Origin of the sequence: Candidatus Erwinia haradaeae (assembly GCF_900698925.1) — a bacterium.
In the GTDB taxonomy this organism is placed as follows: domain Bacteria; phylum Pseudomonadota; class Gammaproteobacteria; order Enterobacterales; family Enterobacteriaceae; genus Erwinia_E; species Erwinia_E haradaeae_I.
Genome location: NZ_LR217713.1, coordinates 415,447 through 432,677, shown reverse-complemented (window position 1 = coordinate 432,677; position 17,231 = coordinate 415,447). Strand labels below are relative to the sequence as shown.

At 30.1% G+C, this 17,231-nt stretch carries 11 protein-coding genes; 3 read left to right on the top strand and 8 right to left on the bottom strand.

All coding sequences use genetic code 11. The features are described 5' to 3' along the window. Positions 1–21 precede the first annotated feature (21 nt). The 6 genes from rpsL to HACICURV3402_RS01205 form a co-directional block, all read right to left on the bottom strand. Positions 22–396 (bottom strand): 30S ribosomal protein S12, encoded by a 375-nt coding sequence (rpsL, locus tag HACICURV3402_RS01230; protein WP_157992546.1) that lies wholly within the window; start codon positions 394–396, stop codon positions 22–24. 161 nt (positions 397–557) lie between these two features. Beyond that, positions 558–845 carry a sulfurtransferase complex subunit TusB gene (gene tusB / locus HACICURV3402_RS01225; RefSeq protein ID WP_157992545.1) on the bottom strand — a complete coding sequence of 96 codons (288 nt, stop codon included), beginning with the start codon at positions 843–845 and terminating at the stop codon, positions 558–560. A 12-nt stretch (positions 846–857) separates the two neighbouring features. After that, the gene (gene tusC, locus HACICURV3402_RS01220) at positions 858–1,217 is read right to left on the bottom strand and encodes a sulfurtransferase complex subunit TusC (protein ID WP_157992544.1); all 360 of its coding nucleotides are present in this window, start codon (positions 1,215–1,217) and stop codon (positions 858–860) included. Continuing rightward, positions 1,217–1,603 (bottom strand): sulfurtransferase complex subunit TusD, encoded by a 387-nt coding sequence (gene tusD, locus HACICURV3402_RS01215; protein WP_157992543.1) that lies wholly within the window; start codon positions 1,601–1,603, stop codon positions 1,217–1,219. The genes tusC and tusD overlap by 1 nt, the downstream gene beginning before the upstream one ends. A gap of 240 nt (positions 1,604–1,843) precedes the next feature. Then, positions 1,844–2,776 (bottom strand): bifunctional riboflavin kinase/FAD synthetase, encoded by a 933-nt coding sequence (ribF, locus tag HACICURV3402_RS01210; protein ID WP_157992542.1) that lies wholly within the window; start codon positions 2,774–2,776, stop codon positions 1,844–1,846. 284 nt (positions 2,777–3,060) lie between these two features. Further along, positions 3,061–3,663, bottom strand: coding sequence for a peroxiredoxin C (locus tag HACICURV3402_RS01205; protein ID WP_157992541.1), 603 nt, complete (start codon positions 3,661–3,663; stop codon positions 3,061–3,063). A 2,261-nt stretch (positions 3,664–5,924) separates the two neighbouring features. Here HACICURV3402_RS01205 and fumC point away from each other — a divergent pair. Further along, the gene (gene fumC, locus HACICURV3402_RS01200; protein WP_157992540.1) at positions 5,925–7,322 is read left to right on the top strand and encodes a class II fumarate hydratase; all 1,398 of its coding nucleotides are present in this window, start codon (positions 5,925–5,927) and stop codon (positions 7,320–7,322) included. Positions 7,323–7,390: 68 nt separating this feature from the next. On the opposite strand, the gene glmS is transcribed toward fumC, so the two are convergent. Both glmS and glmU read right to left on the bottom strand, forming a co-directional pair. After that, positions 7,391–9,220 (bottom strand): glutamine--fructose-6-phosphate transaminase (isomerizing), encoded by a 1,830-nt coding sequence (glmS, locus tag HACICURV3402_RS01195; protein ID WP_157992901.1) that lies wholly within the window; start codon positions 9,218–9,220, stop codon positions 7,391–7,393. A 162-nt stretch (positions 9,221–9,382) separates the two neighbouring features. Further along, complete coding sequence (gene glmU, locus HACICURV3402_RS01190; RefSeq protein WP_157992539.1) at positions 9,383–10,753, bottom strand: bifunctional UDP-N-acetylglucosamine diphosphorylase/glucosamine-1-phosphate N-acetyltransferase GlmU; 1,371 nt, start codon at positions 10,751–10,753, stop codon at positions 9,383–9,385. A 4,483-nt stretch (positions 10,754–15,236) separates the two neighbouring features. Here glmU and pcnB point away from each other — a divergent pair. Further along, on the top strand, positions 15,237–16,664 hold the full coding sequence (pcnB, locus tag HACICURV3402_RS01185) for a polynucleotide adenylyltransferase PcnB (protein WP_157992900.1): 1,428 nt from the start codon (positions 15,237–15,239) through the stop codon (positions 16,662–16,664). Beyond that, positions 16,661–17,149, top strand: a complete 489-nt coding sequence (gene folK, locus HACICURV3402_RS01180; RefSeq protein ID WP_157992899.1) for a 2-amino-4-hydroxy-6-hydroxymethyldihydropteridine diphosphokinase — start codon at positions 16,661–16,663, stop codon at positions 17,147–17,149. The genes pcnB and folK overlap by 4 nt, the downstream gene beginning before the upstream one ends. The last annotated feature ends 82 nt before the right edge of the window (positions 17,150–17,231 follow it).

Below are 17,231 nucleotides of genomic sequence, written 5' to 3'. Positions count from 1 at the left end.
ACTTTACCTTTAGAGACAAAATTAAGTTTTTGGTTTTTTGACGCCATATTTAGAACGAGCCTGCTTACAGTCTTTAACCCCTGAACAATCTAACGCCCCACGCACCGTATGATAACGTACACCAGGCAAATCTTTAACTCGACCTCCACGAATAAGAATAACAGAGTGTTCCTGTAAATTATGACCCTCACCTCCAATATAAGAGGTTACTTCAAACCCATTCGTTAAGCGAACTCGACACACCTTACGCAAAGCAGAGTTCGGTTTTTTAGGAGTAGTAGTATAGACGCGAGTACATACACCACGTTTTTGTGGACAACCTTCTAACGCCGGAACATTACTTTTTACTGCTTTTCTAACACGTGGTTTACGAACTAACTGATTAATTGTTGACATAAAAAAACTCCTGGGCTTTAAATATTCTTTTCTTTCTTCTTGACATCTTGATAGTAAGAAAATCTAAGTAATATGAGAAAAACAACATTTTAGATTCAAGTCTAAAAAGAGTCAAGAGATAACCAATATTACTATGATTGACCAAGAAATCTTAATAATATTTACCAGGATACTTGTTGTGGATTCTCTAATACAAGCATAACAAAATCAGTATAACTGATGATCTCAACTTGAGAGGATACACGACTCATTAAACCACGAGCTAATAAATCAACTCTCAACGCATATATATAAGCCGAGCTATTGATTAATATTGACAAAGTTTTAGTTCCTGCCAATGCAAAAATAACTCCATCCTCAAGTAACAACACATGATCACCCACTGCTATCAAGCGTCGTATGGCAGGTACATCGCAACGAAATGGTGACATCGTTAATGTATGTAGCATAATCTTCTAGGCTTAAAAAGTAACAAATCGATCATAATCATTTAACCTTAGACGCAATGCCTTTGGAGATAATACATCAGCACCCAATACATTTGGAACATCGATAACCATACCGCGTTCAACTAACGCGTCTGAACATATGTAAAATCTCCTGACCTCATATAAGGAGAGTAAACTAAAAGTAGCAATATAGTTACGTGCTAAAATCAAGTCTGGTTTTTGATTAGTAGTTAATTGCAATACACCATCACTTACAAAAAACAAAGCAATGTTATCACTAAAAGACAATAATGCCAATATCGCATCTAAACCTTCACGTCCAAAACTAGATCCATGCGGACCTCGTGTAAAAATAAAAGCAATGGACTTCATTAAAATTGTACCACTCGATCACAATTCAATACTGCTTCAGCTAGCTCCCCCAAACCACTTAACCTAAAACCAGAAGCTAAATTATACGATGATAAATGTAAGTTCTGTGCCTCTTGTTGACCACATACTCCTCGACGCAATGCCGCCGAAATACAAACATTTAATATAACACCATGTTGTTTAGATAATTTTTGCCAATAACGCGTCATATGAACTTCATCATTGCTTGGACAATTCAACATACTAGCGTTCAAAACGCCCTCACAATAAAAAAAAATACTAGTAATTACATGTAACTGCTCTATTAACTCACTAGCAAATAACCAAGCTGTGCTAGATCGTTGGGTCCCATAAGCAGGTCCAGTTACCATGAGACAAAAACGCATACGCTATATTTGTGTACCTTTTATTATGTATCAATATAGTGACAAAATTAAATATTATTTTTTCTATCTCTGGTTAAACATAGTTACTGAATTACCTGATAGATTAGACTCTCATATTATAATATCATTTCCTAATTTTTTATATGATTGAATAACTGTATCTATTGGGTATAAATAGAATTATTTAAGCTTCTATCTCTAAAATTTACAATATTGTGTATAGATAATTAATTACCCGCCTCAATCCTGATTTTTAAAAAAATTCCTAGCGGTTGCAACGTCACTTTTAATTTGATTTTTTAGCGCATTAATTGAGTGAAAACGCTGTTCAGAACGTATTTTACGTAACATAACAACCTCTAAATATTTACCGTAAATATCCAAAGAAAAATCAAAAAGATAAATTTCTAACTGTTTAATACCAAGATTAAAAGTTGGACGAACTCCAATATTTGCTATACCAGGTAATATCCTAGAATTATATCCTTGTACATGAACAATGTATACACCTGCAATAGGTAAAACCACTCGAGGTAAGGACAAGTTAGCAGTGGGAAATCCAATTACTCGCCCTAAGGCATCACCATGGATGACTCGACCAGATATACTGAATGGCCTGCCTAATAATCTCTGAGCTAACTCAAAATTATCTTCAGATAACGCGTGACGTATCGCTGTACTACTGATTCGATTCTTTGAGTCAAACAAAGCTTTAAAATTTATAATATCAAAACCATAATGAATACTCGCTTCCTTTAATAAAGGAAAGTTGCCAGAACGATGAATTCCAAATTGAAAATCACTACCTACTATAAGTAACTGTATATTCAACTTCTTTACTAAAATCTCAGCAATAAAATTTTGCGGACTATAAGAACTAAAATCATTATTAAATCGAACACAAAGGACCCAGTCCACGCCGGACCGCGCAAGAAGACGCACCTTCTCATTAAGCCTTGTTAAACGCGCAGGGGCATTTTTTTTATAAAAAAACTCAAGTGGCTGAGGCTCAAAAATCATAACCATCACTGACGCATTACGTTGCAAACCTTCTTCATGTAGCCTTGCCAATAATTTCTGATGGCCACGATGCACACCATCAAAGTTTCCGACAGTCAATACGCAACCTTGATGATATTTTCGCAGATTGTGTATTCCGCGTATTAACTGCATAAATGTCTCATGTATTAAACATCTATTTATGTTGGATCTTACTCAAATAAAATATTTCATTTCAGATAAACAATTAATTTGAATAACATTAAGTGATGCATTAATATCTAATCATAAATATCCATTTAGTGAATATATAAACATATGTTATATTAATTTACTCCATGCATCATTTTACAATATTATAATATTCAACCGAATAAAATATAATATAAAAAATATATCTATCATTCATTTAAAATTGTATGTTATAAATTCTAATGACATATTTTGTTACTAAATAATTACAACTGATGTAGGTTATTAGATAGATATTTAGCAATACCGTCAGAAGATGGTGTAATAGTATCTTTTCCTTTTTCCCACTGCGCTGGACACACTTCCCCATGAACTTCATGGAACTGTAATGCATCAATCATCCGTAACATTTCGTTAATATTACGTCCAAATGGTAGATCATTAACTACTTGATGCCTTACGATACCGAACTGATCGATAAGAAACGACGCACGTAATGCGATACCAGCATTTGGATGCTCAATACCCCAAGATTTCTGAATCTCACGTTTTATATCAGAGACCATTATATATTGGACTGAACCTATCCCTCCTTGATGAATCGGAGTGTTACGCCATGCTTGATGCACAAATACCGAATCTAAGGAGATACCAATTACTTCTGTACCACGCTTTTGAAACTCTGAATATCTCTTGTTAAAAGCGATTAACTCTGACGGACATACAAAGGTAAAATCCATAGGCCAAAAAAATAGAACGCTAGTTTTTCCAGAAGTAAAGTCTAGAAAGTTAAACTTCTCTATAATTTCGCCATTGCCAAGAACAGCGGAAGCTGTAAAATCAGGGGCGATACGACTAACCAATACCATGTTAACTCCTAAAAATCATCTAAAAATTCTTAAAAATAAAATATTTATAATAACATTTTATAATAAAAAACTTAATAAAATCTAAAAATCTGACTAACAGGAAGTGTTGATGATAATCAACAATCACTAGATTATTATACTTTTAGATATTAAAAAAATCAATACCTTTCTCTAATTTACTCCTCAACAATCTAAAGAGGATTTGATAATTAATTTAAACCTGTCTTAACATATTGGCATTCTATATAACAAGTTATATAATCAAAAAATAACTTAAATTCATACATAATATTAACAATAGTATATAAAAATTTATTTTAACAGTAATGAAATTCGAACTTTAATCATATCTAAATAGTAATATTAGAGATACAACATGTTCTGTAAAAAAGTGTAATGATATACTTGTATCACATTAAGTATCGTATTTTACGTATATACGTAGACAGAAATAACAGTGCTCGTTACGTAAACTAATGCAATAACGCAAAAACGAAGATGACTGATCTCTCAAATAATTTCCATCTCTATTGAAACTAAGAACCTAATAAAAATTAACTACTTCTAATAAAAATTAACTACTTGCCATCACAACCTTTTTATGATTCACATCATCTGACTTACAAGAAACATATAACCATGATAGACATCACTAATAGACATCACCCTTTATTGCAATTCTCTTATAGAAACAAAAATGATTACCTGTATTCATAACATATTCTACCATTACTATACGCCAAAAAATAAACAAAACAACGTAAAAACAATTAAATTAAACTATCATCTTTTCTTATTTCAAATACAAGTAAATACTTTATGAAAAAGTATTAATTATAATATTAACTCAATATATGAACTCCTGATATCAACTAATAAAATAAGTCAAATATCTTCGCGCATGCCTCATCAATCTTTATCTAATAAAAAACCTAAATAAGAAAAACTTTCTTATCTCATAAAATCTATCAAGTCTAATGAGATCAAAATAATAATGATCATTATTTTAATACATTAAAAAAGAAAATAGTTAATAATCTTAAAAAATCCGACTTCTGTCATGGAACAAATATTTCTATAATGTCATATCTTTTTTATCATAAAAAAGCCCTATATGATTGATATAGATTAGAAATCTAATATATATTACTGTTTATATATTTAAATCTTCATATATATAGACTTCTATATTTTAAATACATATGTTGTAATAAAAATATTTTACTGGTAGTGCAGAAATTAAAATCAAAAAATATCTATTACTAACTAACCGCATAGACTGTATAGTTTTCTAAAGTCTAAACTCAAGATAGAACATTCAATTACACATTGGTGCTATAATCAGTAATAAATATTATTAGTACTAATAAATAAAAATAATTTAAAATAATTAAAAATATCATATCTATCATCTAAAATAATCACAACCATGTTAACCCTTTAATGCTTTAAAGATGGAGTATTTAAACCCTAAGGACATAATATCAAAATAATATCATAATGCATAAAAAAGATATGTTACTCTGAATTTACAATTGTAGAAAAAACATATTTCAAACTTAATATTTAATATTTATACTTTTAAATAAACTATGCATCATGTAAAATAGTTAGTCATTTCTGATCAAGAAAGAACATATATATTCTTAATTATTTTATTGCGAAATCATTATAGTATAACGTGTAATCTACACTAATAAATAATATTCTATATTATAGGATATAATCGTATCTGTACCTAGTCTTAAATGTCACTCTACATGCTCTCAAAAAAATCAATAGAAAACAATATTTTTCCGTGCTCAACTATAATAAACTGCCATAAACTCTTGTGATAAACCCCACTAAATCATGTATATGGATTATTGAATGATTTAATTTGATTACGGAAATAAAATAATAATTATTATTACTTAATTAAATGATTTATCATCTGTCTGATTTATTTAATAAATAAAAAAATCTTTTATTACTATTTCATAGATCTCCATGTATTTTGTATTTTTTATATTTATAGATACAATTCATGACTTACATACCATCAGCGTGATATTCTACATGTAGACATTACATTAATCTTAATATTCAATATACTTTGTATCAATATATTATATTAAATATACTTTATTGTATATATTACAAATAACTGTAAAAACATTTTTAATAAAATAGTTGTATAAACTCTTTACCTTACTGAACTGATACCTACATTTATAAAATAAAACTATATTGTACTAATAGCTACATTCAGGAACTTAACAATGCCAAGAATTCGCGTTGAAAAAGACTCTATGGGAACTATGGAAATATCTGAAGACCAGCTTTGGGGCGCCCAAACAGAACGTTCATTATCATATTTTAAAATATCTATAGAAAAAATGCCTTTAGAATTCATATATGCATTAGCGCTTATTAAGCGTGCAGCAGCTAAAATCAATGCAGATATAGGTGCGCTCTCACTTGATATAGCACATGCAATAATAAAAGCAACTGATGAAATACTCAGTAATAAACATTGGAATCAATTTCCACTATCAATCTGGCAGACGGGATCTGGAACACAAACTAATATGAATATGAATGAAGTGTTAGCTAATCGCGCTAGTGAAATTTTAGGAGGGGAAAGGGGTATGTCGCGATTAGTTCATCCAAATGATCATGTAAATCATAGTCAGAGTTCTAATGATGTCTTCCCATCTGCCATGCATGTTTCGGCAATAATAGCCCTACATGACAAACTAATTCCCTCTCTTACAGTGCTTACAAACACACTATATCATAAATCAGTAGATTTTAAATCTATCATAAAAATTGGACGCACTCACTTACAAGATGCCACACCATTGACTTTAGGACAAGAATTCTCAGGATGGGTAGCAATGCTAAAACACAATCTTGAACATATTATAAACAGCATTCCTCATCTCTCAGAACTTGCTATAGGAGGCACAGCTGTTGGGAATGGTTTAAACACTCACCCAGAATATGCTGTAAATGTTTCTAAAGAGATATCTAAGCTCACTGGAATAAAATTTATTACTGCAGTAAATAAATTTGAAGCTCTAGCAACCTGTGATGCATTAGTCCATGCACATGGAGCATTAAAAGGTCTAGCAGTCTCTTTGATGAAAATTAGTAATGATGTACGATTTCTTGCCTCCGGTCCACGCTGTGGAATTGGTGAATTAACAATTCCTGAAAATGAACCAGGTAGTTCTATTATGCCAGGAAAGGTTAATCCAACTCAGTGCGAGGCGCTAACAATGATCTGTTGCCAGATTATGGGTAATGATGTAGCAATCAATATGGGAGGAGCATCAGGAAACTTAGAGTTAAATGTTTATCGACCTATGGTGATTTACAATTTTTTACAATCTGTACGTCTTTTATCTGACGGTATGAATAGCTTTGATAAACACTGCGCACAAGGAATTACACCAAATCACACCCGTATTTCACAATTATTAAATGAGTCATTAATGCTAGTAACTTCACTCAATACGCATATTGGATATGATAAATCAGCAGAGATAGCTAATACAGCACATAAAGAAGGATTAAAACTAAAAGAAGCTGCAATAAAACTTGGTTATCTTACTTCAGAAGAATTTGACAACTGGGTAAAACCTAAGAAAATGATTGGAACCATAGATATATAATTTTAAACCTTCTAAGTTAAAAATAAAAATTTTAACACATCTAATGTTTATATAATCGTTTTTATCTTTTATTCTACTGTTACTGATTTTGCTAGATTTCTTGGTTGATCTACATTGTTTCCTTTAAGTAGAGCTATATGATAGCTAAGTAACTGTAAGGGTACAATGTAGGCAATTGGTGTGATGATCGCTTCAACATACGGTATAGAAATAATATGCATATTCTCAATATTCAAAACACAAAATTGAGCATTGGTAAAAATATATAATGAACCACCTCGAGCACGTACTTCTTCTATATTTGATTTTATTTTTTCTAAAAGATCATTATCTGGTGCAACAACGATCACCGGCATATTATCATCAATTAAAGCAAGTGGACCATGCTTTAATTCTCCAGCAGCATATGCTTCAGCATGAATATAGGAGATCTCTTTCAGTTTTAGAGCCCCCTCCATTGCAATCGGATATTGTGTTCCTCTACCAAGAAATAAAGCATTCTCTTTATTAATAAAGTCTTTCGCCAAATCAGCCATAAAATCATTTTTCAATAACATTTGATCAATGCGATAAGGTAACACCTTCAAAGCCTCGACAATATTCCTTTCAATATCAGGCTTCATGCCTTTCAAATAACTAATTTTTGCAAGCAACATTAACAAAATAGTCAATTGAGTTGTAAAAGACTTGGTCGATGCAACACCAATTTCTGGTCCTGCTTGAGTCATAAGAACTAAATCGGATTCACGAACCAAGGAAGAACCAGGTACATTACAAATTGCTAAAGATCCTAAGTAGCGCATCGTCTTAGAAAGACGAAGTGCTGCTAGGGTATCAGCAGTTTCTCCAGATTGAGAAAGGGTTATTAAAAAGCTATTATGTCGTACCACGGGTTGTCGATAACGAAATTCGGAAGCAATTTCAACATCACAAGGCACTTGAATCAATGACTCAAACCAGTATCTGGCTACCATGCCTGCATTATATGAAGTGCCACAAGCAACAATCTGGATATGTTTTAAATTTTTTAATAAAATTTCGTTTTTTGATCCTAACTCAGAGAAATCAACTTTGTTATTTTTTAGGCAACCTTGTAATCTTTTTTTAATTACTGTTGACTGCTCATAAATCTCTTTCTGCATATAGTGATGATATACCCCTTTATTTACCGAGTCGTGTCGGATGTTAGATAGTATTTCAGAACGCTGAACACTATTACCGCAACGATCAAAAATCATAATACTAGATGCTGTAATTTGTGCTATATCACCCTCTTCTAAATAAATCAATCGACGTGTAATTGGAAGCAATGCTATAGGATCGGATCCTATAAAGTTTTCACCAATACTACAACCAATAACCAATGGACTGCCAGAGCGTGCTGCAATTAACCTATCTGGCATGCGTCTATCTAAAATAACCATACCGTATGTTCCACGAAGACGCGGAAGAACACGCTGTACCACCTCAAGGAATGACCCACCCTGTTTCCCTTCCCAATCAACTAAATGAGCCACTACTTCTGTATCAGTTTCTGACGAACATATATAACCACATTCTCTTAGTTGTTTATATATAGACTGATAATTCTCAATAATGCCATTATGTACTATACTAATATCAGACGATGTGTGTGGATGTGCATTAATTTCTGCCGGTTTTCCGTGCGTAGCCCAACGTGTATGTGCAATACCGATTGTACCAGATAAAATAGTATTTTCTACCGCATCAGACAAATTCTGAACCCCTCCAAGACGACGAAGGCACATTACCTGTCCATGAATATCCACAATAGCTAAACCTGAAGAATCATAACCCCGATATTCCAATCGTCGTAATCCATCAAGCAAAATATCTACAATATTACGATACGAAATTGCACCAATAATTCCACACATAACAGTCATTTTCCTGGCATAATGGTCAATAGGGTGTCAGAGTTATGTTCTAGTTTTACAGAATCTAGTAGATTGGCTATCATCATAAAAGCCACTAACAGTTAGTTTTGGCATTAATCTTCTCATTATACGATATATAAATAAGAAAACATGAATCCATCCTTAATTTTTCTTTTTTTCTTTTTTCCAATTCACATTAAATATTTGTTCTTTCCGATTATATACCAACCCGTTATCAGGAACATCTTTTATAATAGTACTACCAGCAGCAATAGTCACACCTGATCCGATATTAACTGGAGCAATAAACTGAGTACCTGAACCCACAAACACATCATCACCAATAACAGTCTTAGATTTATTTATACCATCATAATTACAGGTAATAGTACCTGCTCCGATATTCACATTAACACCAATCTCCGAATCTCCCAGATAACTCAAATGTGCTGATTTAGACCCGGAACCAAGCATCGTATTTTTCATTTCCACAAAACTACCTACATGAGAACCTGTCGATAATTTACTACCTGGACGTAGATTGGCAAATGGACCCACTCTGGACCCTGGCTCTAACTGCGCACCATCAAGTACACTATAAGGATTAATAACACTATCATCAGAAATTAAACTATTTTTTATTACGCAACCAGTTCCAATTTTAACTCGATTACCAATGATAACAGTGCCTTCAATAATTACATTAGTATCAATCATAACATCACGACCATGTTCCAATGTGCCACGTAAATCAAAACGAGTCATATCTTGTAGCATACCGCCTTCTAAAAGGAATTTTTCTGCTAATTCTACTTGGTACATACGCTCTAAATGAGTAAGTTGAAGACGGTTATTTACACCAGTGATTTCAGTTACGCGTTCTGGATATACTGTTTTAATAGAACAGCCAGCATCATGCGCAAGAGCTATGATATCAGTAATATAATATTCACCCTTTTCCTTATTATAAGTTAATTGACTTAACCAGCGCTTAATCTCTGATCCATTAGCAATAAAAATTCCAGTATTAACTTCATTTATAACTAATTGCTGTAGTGTAGCATCTTTTTCTTCGACAATGCCTATCACTTTCCCATGATGACGAATAATTCGCCCATAACCATCTGGTTTATCAAGTTGTACTGTTAAAAGAGCTATACCACCAGGTGGTTTTGCTTTTCGTAAACGACGTAGCGTATTACTTGAAATTAAAGGAACATCGCCATACAGTATCAAAATCTCTTCATTATCCTTAAAATACGGTATAGCTTGCTGTATAGCATGACCTGTTCCCAACTGCTCTCTTTGTAAAATCCAGTTTAAAGAATCGTCATTAATAGCCATTTTAAGAAGATTACCAGAGTGTCCATATACCAGATTTATACATCTGGCATTTATCGCTTTAGACACATCTATTACATATTGTACCATAGGTTTTCCTGCTAGTAAGTGCAATACCTTTGGTAAGTCTGAATGCATTCGAGTACCTTTACCAGCAGCAAGAATTACTACGCTAATTAAACGATTTTCCATAAAAATCCTAACTAATTATTACATCCAATACATCAGAGCATGCATGCATCATTATAGAATAATATTTTTTAGCGACTACTATAACCTGGTTTCAATGTGTTTCTTAACCTTCTTCTTACAGAGTAATTTACTATTTAATAGTATACGACTATCTTATACATGTCAGATTCTTTTCGAAAATCCAGAATACAACCCATATAAGTAATGTAAATACTGATGCCATTCACTCATCCTATATGCATAGTAATTTAAGTAACAAACTAATTCATGATGTTTAACAAAATTGAATTATAACGTATTCAACTACTGAGAATATAATTAAATCTCTGCGTTTAATACGAAATCTATAAAAATAAAAATCTTAGATCTGTTTATCTGTTAACAAACAGAGATAGTAAGATTTCTGTTCTACTATACCAAGAAAGTAAATATTTATTTCTCTATAAAATAGAATGTTCTTCTAATTAATGATGGTCTATTTAACTGATTAATCTATTTGATGTTCACTTAATAGATATCTTTACAATCACCCAGTATAGCCTATAATCCTAGTTGGAATTATAATAACTCTAATAAGTCTATTAATTCAAATTATCAATTTATATCTTATTGTATTTGAATATTAAACTATAAAATCTTATGTGTTTCTAGAAAAATGTTAAGACTTCGTCAACTTGCTAATAAGTGATTCTCTCTTTCTTTTTTCAAATTAACATAACAATCGGAAAAATATTTTTGTTCCAACGTTCTTTAAATATTAATTTTTAATAAATCATTATGGTTTTATAATACATATTAATTCATAATATACTTTATTACGAGAATCATGATTCTAAAAATAAAAAAATCTGTTATATAAATTAAAATAAATTAATTATATGAACAACCACGACTAATTCTCCTTTGATTAAGAAGGGCTTTACCATAATTAATCTATGCGATTATGATTATTTTTGAGAATAAATATCTTCCGAAAAATCAAACATAATTGTTACTGTAACGAAAATATCAATCATATACGATGATAATTAATCCATGGCTTTATTTCCGTACTTTTTTATATTCTTCATTAGATATTATCTATACTGAATTCTTATTGATTAATAACTAAATGTATTATAACACCTAATGACCTGCCTACCTTGGTTATCTTTTATCTGTATATATTAAAGTAGTAACTCATATTATCGCACAACTATTGATCATATCAATCAGTTTCATCCCATGCAATTATTGAAACCTGATTATCTTATAGATAATCACTCAATCAAGAAAATAGGTTCTACACCAATTTTCTTTAAGAGAAATATCTTGTATATCGATCAATGAATAAATAAAAGCATGTTATAACATATTACTAGACATAAAAAGACTAAAACTCTAGACTCTTAATGATTGCTGATTAGACTATACAGTAACGTCTATCTTTTTCATTTATTATATTTTCATACAATCATAAGACTCCTATATTAAAATTAATTACCAACTGACTTAATGACCAAGTGAATTAGTATAAAATACAATATAATAAAATATTCACTTCCATAAAAATAACACTAAAACATTCATAATATAATAAAATACAAGCTAAACTATCAAAATCAAGTATTAAAACATGACCGATATTATAAAATAATACACAGTATTATTGTTTATAACATGAAAAAATTATTTTAATATCTTGCATAAATTAAAATATATAAAAATTTTAATTTAAATTTCATAAGCATTATAAAAATATATCCCTAAAAACGATGACCAAACCCTAGTCTTAATACTCACTCATACTCACTAAATCTAATGAGTAATCTTCTCATCATGAATAACTAATATATATAAATATAGATATAGATCGATAAACGTTTCCCAATTTCTCTAATTAAAACCCTATATCTCATAAAGGAATATATGATATATGTTTTATCGTGACCTCAAAAACATCGAGTTTCTATAAAAAATGTCATTACATATCGCTTTATAGAATATCTAAACGCGAGTATAAAAATAATATTTTATATATTCTATAATTGTTTATATAAAATAGAAATATACTACAAAGTATAATCGAGTTATGTGTGATATTACATTAAAACTACATATACTTAGTTTTGAAAAATACACTATAAGCAATAATCCTCACTGACTAAACCAAGTTAACATATAGTGTATTACCACTATATTACTCTTAAATTATTAATCAATACTAAAAAACAAAAATGAAATAATTCACGAATAGAATTTCTTTCCAAAAGGAAAATGATTCACTTAATTATCAAAACCTATTGATTAAGATAAAATTTTTGATCTTATTTATGATATTTATATAATATTTACTTCTGTAGATCAATAGGATCAAATTAATATTATATTAATTACCAATTATCATAGAGTTATAATAAATAAAAAAGTAAATAAAAAATCAAAAAAAAGATGATGTTCAATATATCTAATTATAGATAATAAAACTATTTAATGAGTCTTACGGATTTTTATATATGAAAATCACCCTTAAAATTAATTCTACTTACTAAAACCACGAAAAATATAAAAAAGTAAAAATAATTATATTTTTAAATCTAAAAATATAATTATATATGTAATCAACTTTAATAAAAATAAAACACAAATCTATGACTTCATTATATATACTCTACTCTATAAAATAGTAAATTGAATTTTTTTATGTAAACAATCTATTAAAAACTCACTAATCATTATTTATATCAATTGATATAATAAATCACTATTAACTTAGAGATATAAATAAATAACCGCACTATCCATTTTACAGTAAATAGATCACAATAATCTTATCCTTACTGTATTGTGGTGTATATAAAAATATTTATTTGTTGATAAAAAACATACTAGAAATAAGTAAATATTCTGAGTTACTAAATAAAAAATATTAAAAAATTCCAGAAAATTATAGTACTAATGACACTATAAAAAATAAAATTAATCAATTTATACAGTTAAATCATACTGAATATTTATAGAAAGTAAATATTAACCAAATATGATCTACATTGAATTATTCTTCATAATCTAGTCATGATCTTATCATATGCATTAACTCTCTTAACATAAGATAAGAAAAAACCACTTTATTTATTTATACAGCACCTAACTTAATCATTAAGTAAAAATAGACTCAATATAAATTCTGTATTTTATACAAAAAATATTTATATATCATTGACGCCAAAACATACAATAACTCTTTTAAATATATCTAAAAGAATGAGTCATTATTGCAATTTGTATACTTGACTGAAAAAAAATAAAAAATAAATTTCTCTAAAAAGAATCTTTTTTCATAAAAATCGAATGTAATTATTAATTCACTTAATGAGTTTTATTATAATCATTCAAATTAACATTATTTATCTAGTCATTTATGAAAATATCAACTCTAAAATAAAAAATACTGTGTTCGTAAAGAACCTAGAGCTCAATTAAATAATCATGCCTTTGGATATCAATAATAAATTTTTCTTTAATTATCTTATTCTTATTTTATTCTATATTCCTTATAAACTAGGACCGTTATGTATAGTTGTATAAAATTCATCACCATACACACAAAGTGTGATTGCTTTACTCGAATTGATTTTATCAATTTATCATACTATCTTGATACAATCAACCCTATTAGATTCTCCGTAAATTTATAAAAATAATAATTTTATATATACTACATGGATAGTATTATACTTCAATATAGATTGAATAAATAGACATAGAGCCTAGGACCGTAATTAAGTATAAATAAATAAAGATATTTCTAATGCTTCTCATTATATCATTCGCATGATTTGATACAATTCACATGAAATCTATTTTAATTTATAGAAGATTCAACATCTTACTAGAAAATCTACTGAGACGAAATTCCACATACAGGTAATATGACCTTTCTGCGATTCTAATATAAAGCAATATAATTTTTATTATTATTCTCAACGAAAGAAGAACTGATTAAAATTTTCTAAAAAATTTATACTTTTCAAAAACATAAACACAGATCGTAATGATTTTACGTATTCACAAGTATATAATGCAATTAATAGAAACTAATTTCCTCAACGCAAATCTCAATACTTATATACTAGTGTTTAGATCGCAATAATATAGTAAAAAACCTAAAAACCACAATACCTCTAAAAAATGCATATGGAGTTTCTCAATGCTCATCATTGAGAAACATTCATGAAATGAAACCAAAGTATACACAAGATACATTGATATATCTACGTTCCTACGCCACAATAACTACTACTTATATTTCTAATATGAAACGATTGTAAAATAGACAATATCAAGAAATTATAGTTTGTTCTACTAAACATTAATGACATATCTCAAAAAATACTTTTAATATATATTAAAGTATTAACAAAATTCTAAAAATCTGTGATCTCAGTTATAATGGTTCATAGATATATTTATAGACTAGATTTTATCACTATAGAGGTGCCCTATTTTTACCCGAGTGTCTAATTTTTGCCGACAAATCCTTAGTCATGAAAAAGATTTACTATCTGACATATCAACAGTATGTCAAGTAACTGTCATTCAACGTAAAAACCACAGGATTCTTCAAAAGAATATAAGTGATAATGCTATTAAAGTAATATATCGCTTAAATAAATCTGGATATGAAGCCTATCTAGTTGGTGGCAGTGTGCGTGATTTGCTACTTAATAAAACACCAAAAGATTTTGATATTACAACCAATGCAACACCAGATCAAGTACGCATGTTATTTCGTAACTGTCGTTTAGTCGGACGCCGTTTTCGCCTTGCCCACATTATCTTTGGTCATGAAATAATAGAAGTAGCGACATTTCGTAGCCATCATAAACCTAAAGAACAAGGTGTAGTCAATCGTAATGGAGCTAGCTGTACACAAAATGGAATGTTATTGCGTGATAACATATTTGGTTCTATTGAAGACGACGCACAACGCCGAGACTTAACTATTAACAGTCTTTATTATAACATTTGTGATCGTACAGTACGTGACTATAGTGGTGGTTTGATAGACTTAGAGTGCGGAATTATCCGAATGATTGGAGACCCAGAAACTCGATACAGAGAAGATCCAGTACGCATGTTACGCGTAATACGATTTTCTACTAAACTTAATATGCAAATTGACTGTAAAACTAAAAAACCAATCCCATATCTTGCTAGATTGTTATATGACATTCCTCCAGCTCGTCTATTTGAGGAGACGCTTAAATTACTTCAGTCTGGCTATGGTTATCATACATATTTACAACTATGTAAATATCAGTTATTTCAACCTCTGTTTCCCATTATTACACATTACTTAAGCACACAGAGTAATAAAAATATAGAACATATAATTATTTTAGTTCTGAAAAAAACTGACCTACGTATCCAACATCAGAAACCTGTTAATCCAGAATTGTTATTTTCTACACTCTATTGGTATCCTCAATTAATTATAACACAGAAATTTTCCCAGGAAAAAAACTGTACCTATTACGATGCTTTCTTAACAGCAATGAATTATTTATTGGATCAAGTTAGCCGCTCACTCGCGATTCCAAAGCGTATTACTAATTTAGTCCGTGATATCTGGAATTTACAATTACGTTTATCAATTCGAGATAGTAAAAGAACATCGATATTAATAGAGCATCCTAGATTTCGCACTGCTTACCATTTATTAAAAATGCGCGCCATCGTAGAAGCTAATTATGAGTTACACGACCTAGTTTCCTGGTGGCATCAATTTCAAATATCTACTGAATCAGAACAAAATAATATGATCAATATTTTACGACAAAACCCAGTGCCAAGCTGTCAGCCATCGAGCCTATGTAAATGCATATCTTCTTGTCCAACACAGAGAGAAAGAAATATATGTCAAGAATAAATCGTGTTTACCTGTCTCTTGGGAGCAACATATCCAATCCTCTTATTCAACTTCAGAATGCTATTAATAAAATTAAACATATAAAAGATGCCCAAGTAATCATGCAGTCACCACTATATTATAGCCCTCCTTACGGTCCTATTAAACAACCTTATTTTCTTAATATAGCCATAGCTATTGAGACTAGTCTAACAGCCGATATATTTCTGGATCAAATACAGAATATTGAAAAAGAGCAAGGACGTGTGCGTCAAATTGATCGCTGGGGTCCTCGTACACTTGATATTGACATTATGTTATTTGGAAAGCAAATATTGCACACACCTCGACTCACACTACCGCACTATGATATGCATAATCGAGCTTTTATGCTTCTACCTCTTCTCGATATTGCACCCAATCTTTATCTTCCAAATGGAAAACGATTATCTCATCTTTTAGCTTCTCTTGATAGTACTATCATAAAAAATATAGTTAAATGCTAATTTGTAACATACACCAAAACTCTTTTTTCCTGTTGAAGCTCATCAACTTGGAGTAAAATTTATACCTTACTATATTAAAAAA

What these genes read in the sequence shown, in the direction of transcription:
- rpsL (WP_157992546.1), bottom strand. Translation starts at nt 396, where the DNA reads ATGTCAACAATTAATCAGTTAGTTCGTAAACCACGTGTTAGAAAAGCA.
- tusB (WP_157992545.1), bottom strand. Translation starts at nt 845, where the DNA reads ATGCTACATACATTAACGATGTCACCATTTCGTTGCGATGTACCTGCC.
- tusC (WP_157992544.1), bottom strand. Translation starts at nt 1,217, where the DNA reads ATGAAGTCCATTGCTTTTATTTTTACACGAGGTCCGCATGGATCTAGT.
- tusD (WP_157992543.1), bottom strand. Translation starts at nt 1,603, where the DNA reads ATGCGTTTTTGTCTCATGGTAACTGGACCTGCTTATGGGACCCAACGA.
- ribF (WP_157992542.1), bottom strand. Translation starts at nt 2,776, where the DNA reads ATGCAGTTAATACGCGGAATACACAATCTGCGAAAATATCATCAAGGT.
- HACICURV3402_RS01205 (WP_157992541.1), bottom strand. Translation starts at nt 3,663, where the DNA reads ATGGTATTGGTTAGTCGTATCGCCCCTGATTTTACAGCTTCCGCTGTT.
- fumC (WP_157992540.1), top strand. Translation starts at nt 5,925, where the DNA reads ATGCCAAGAATTCGCGTTGAAAAAGACTCTATGGGAACTATGGAAATA.
- glmS (WP_157992901.1), bottom strand. Translation starts at nt 9,220, where the DNA reads ATGTGTGGAATTATTGGTGCAATTTCGTATCGTAATATTGTAGATATT.
- glmU (WP_157992539.1), bottom strand. Translation starts at nt 10,753, where the DNA reads ATGGAAAATCGTTTAATTAGCGTAGTAATTCTTGCTGCTGGTAAAGGT.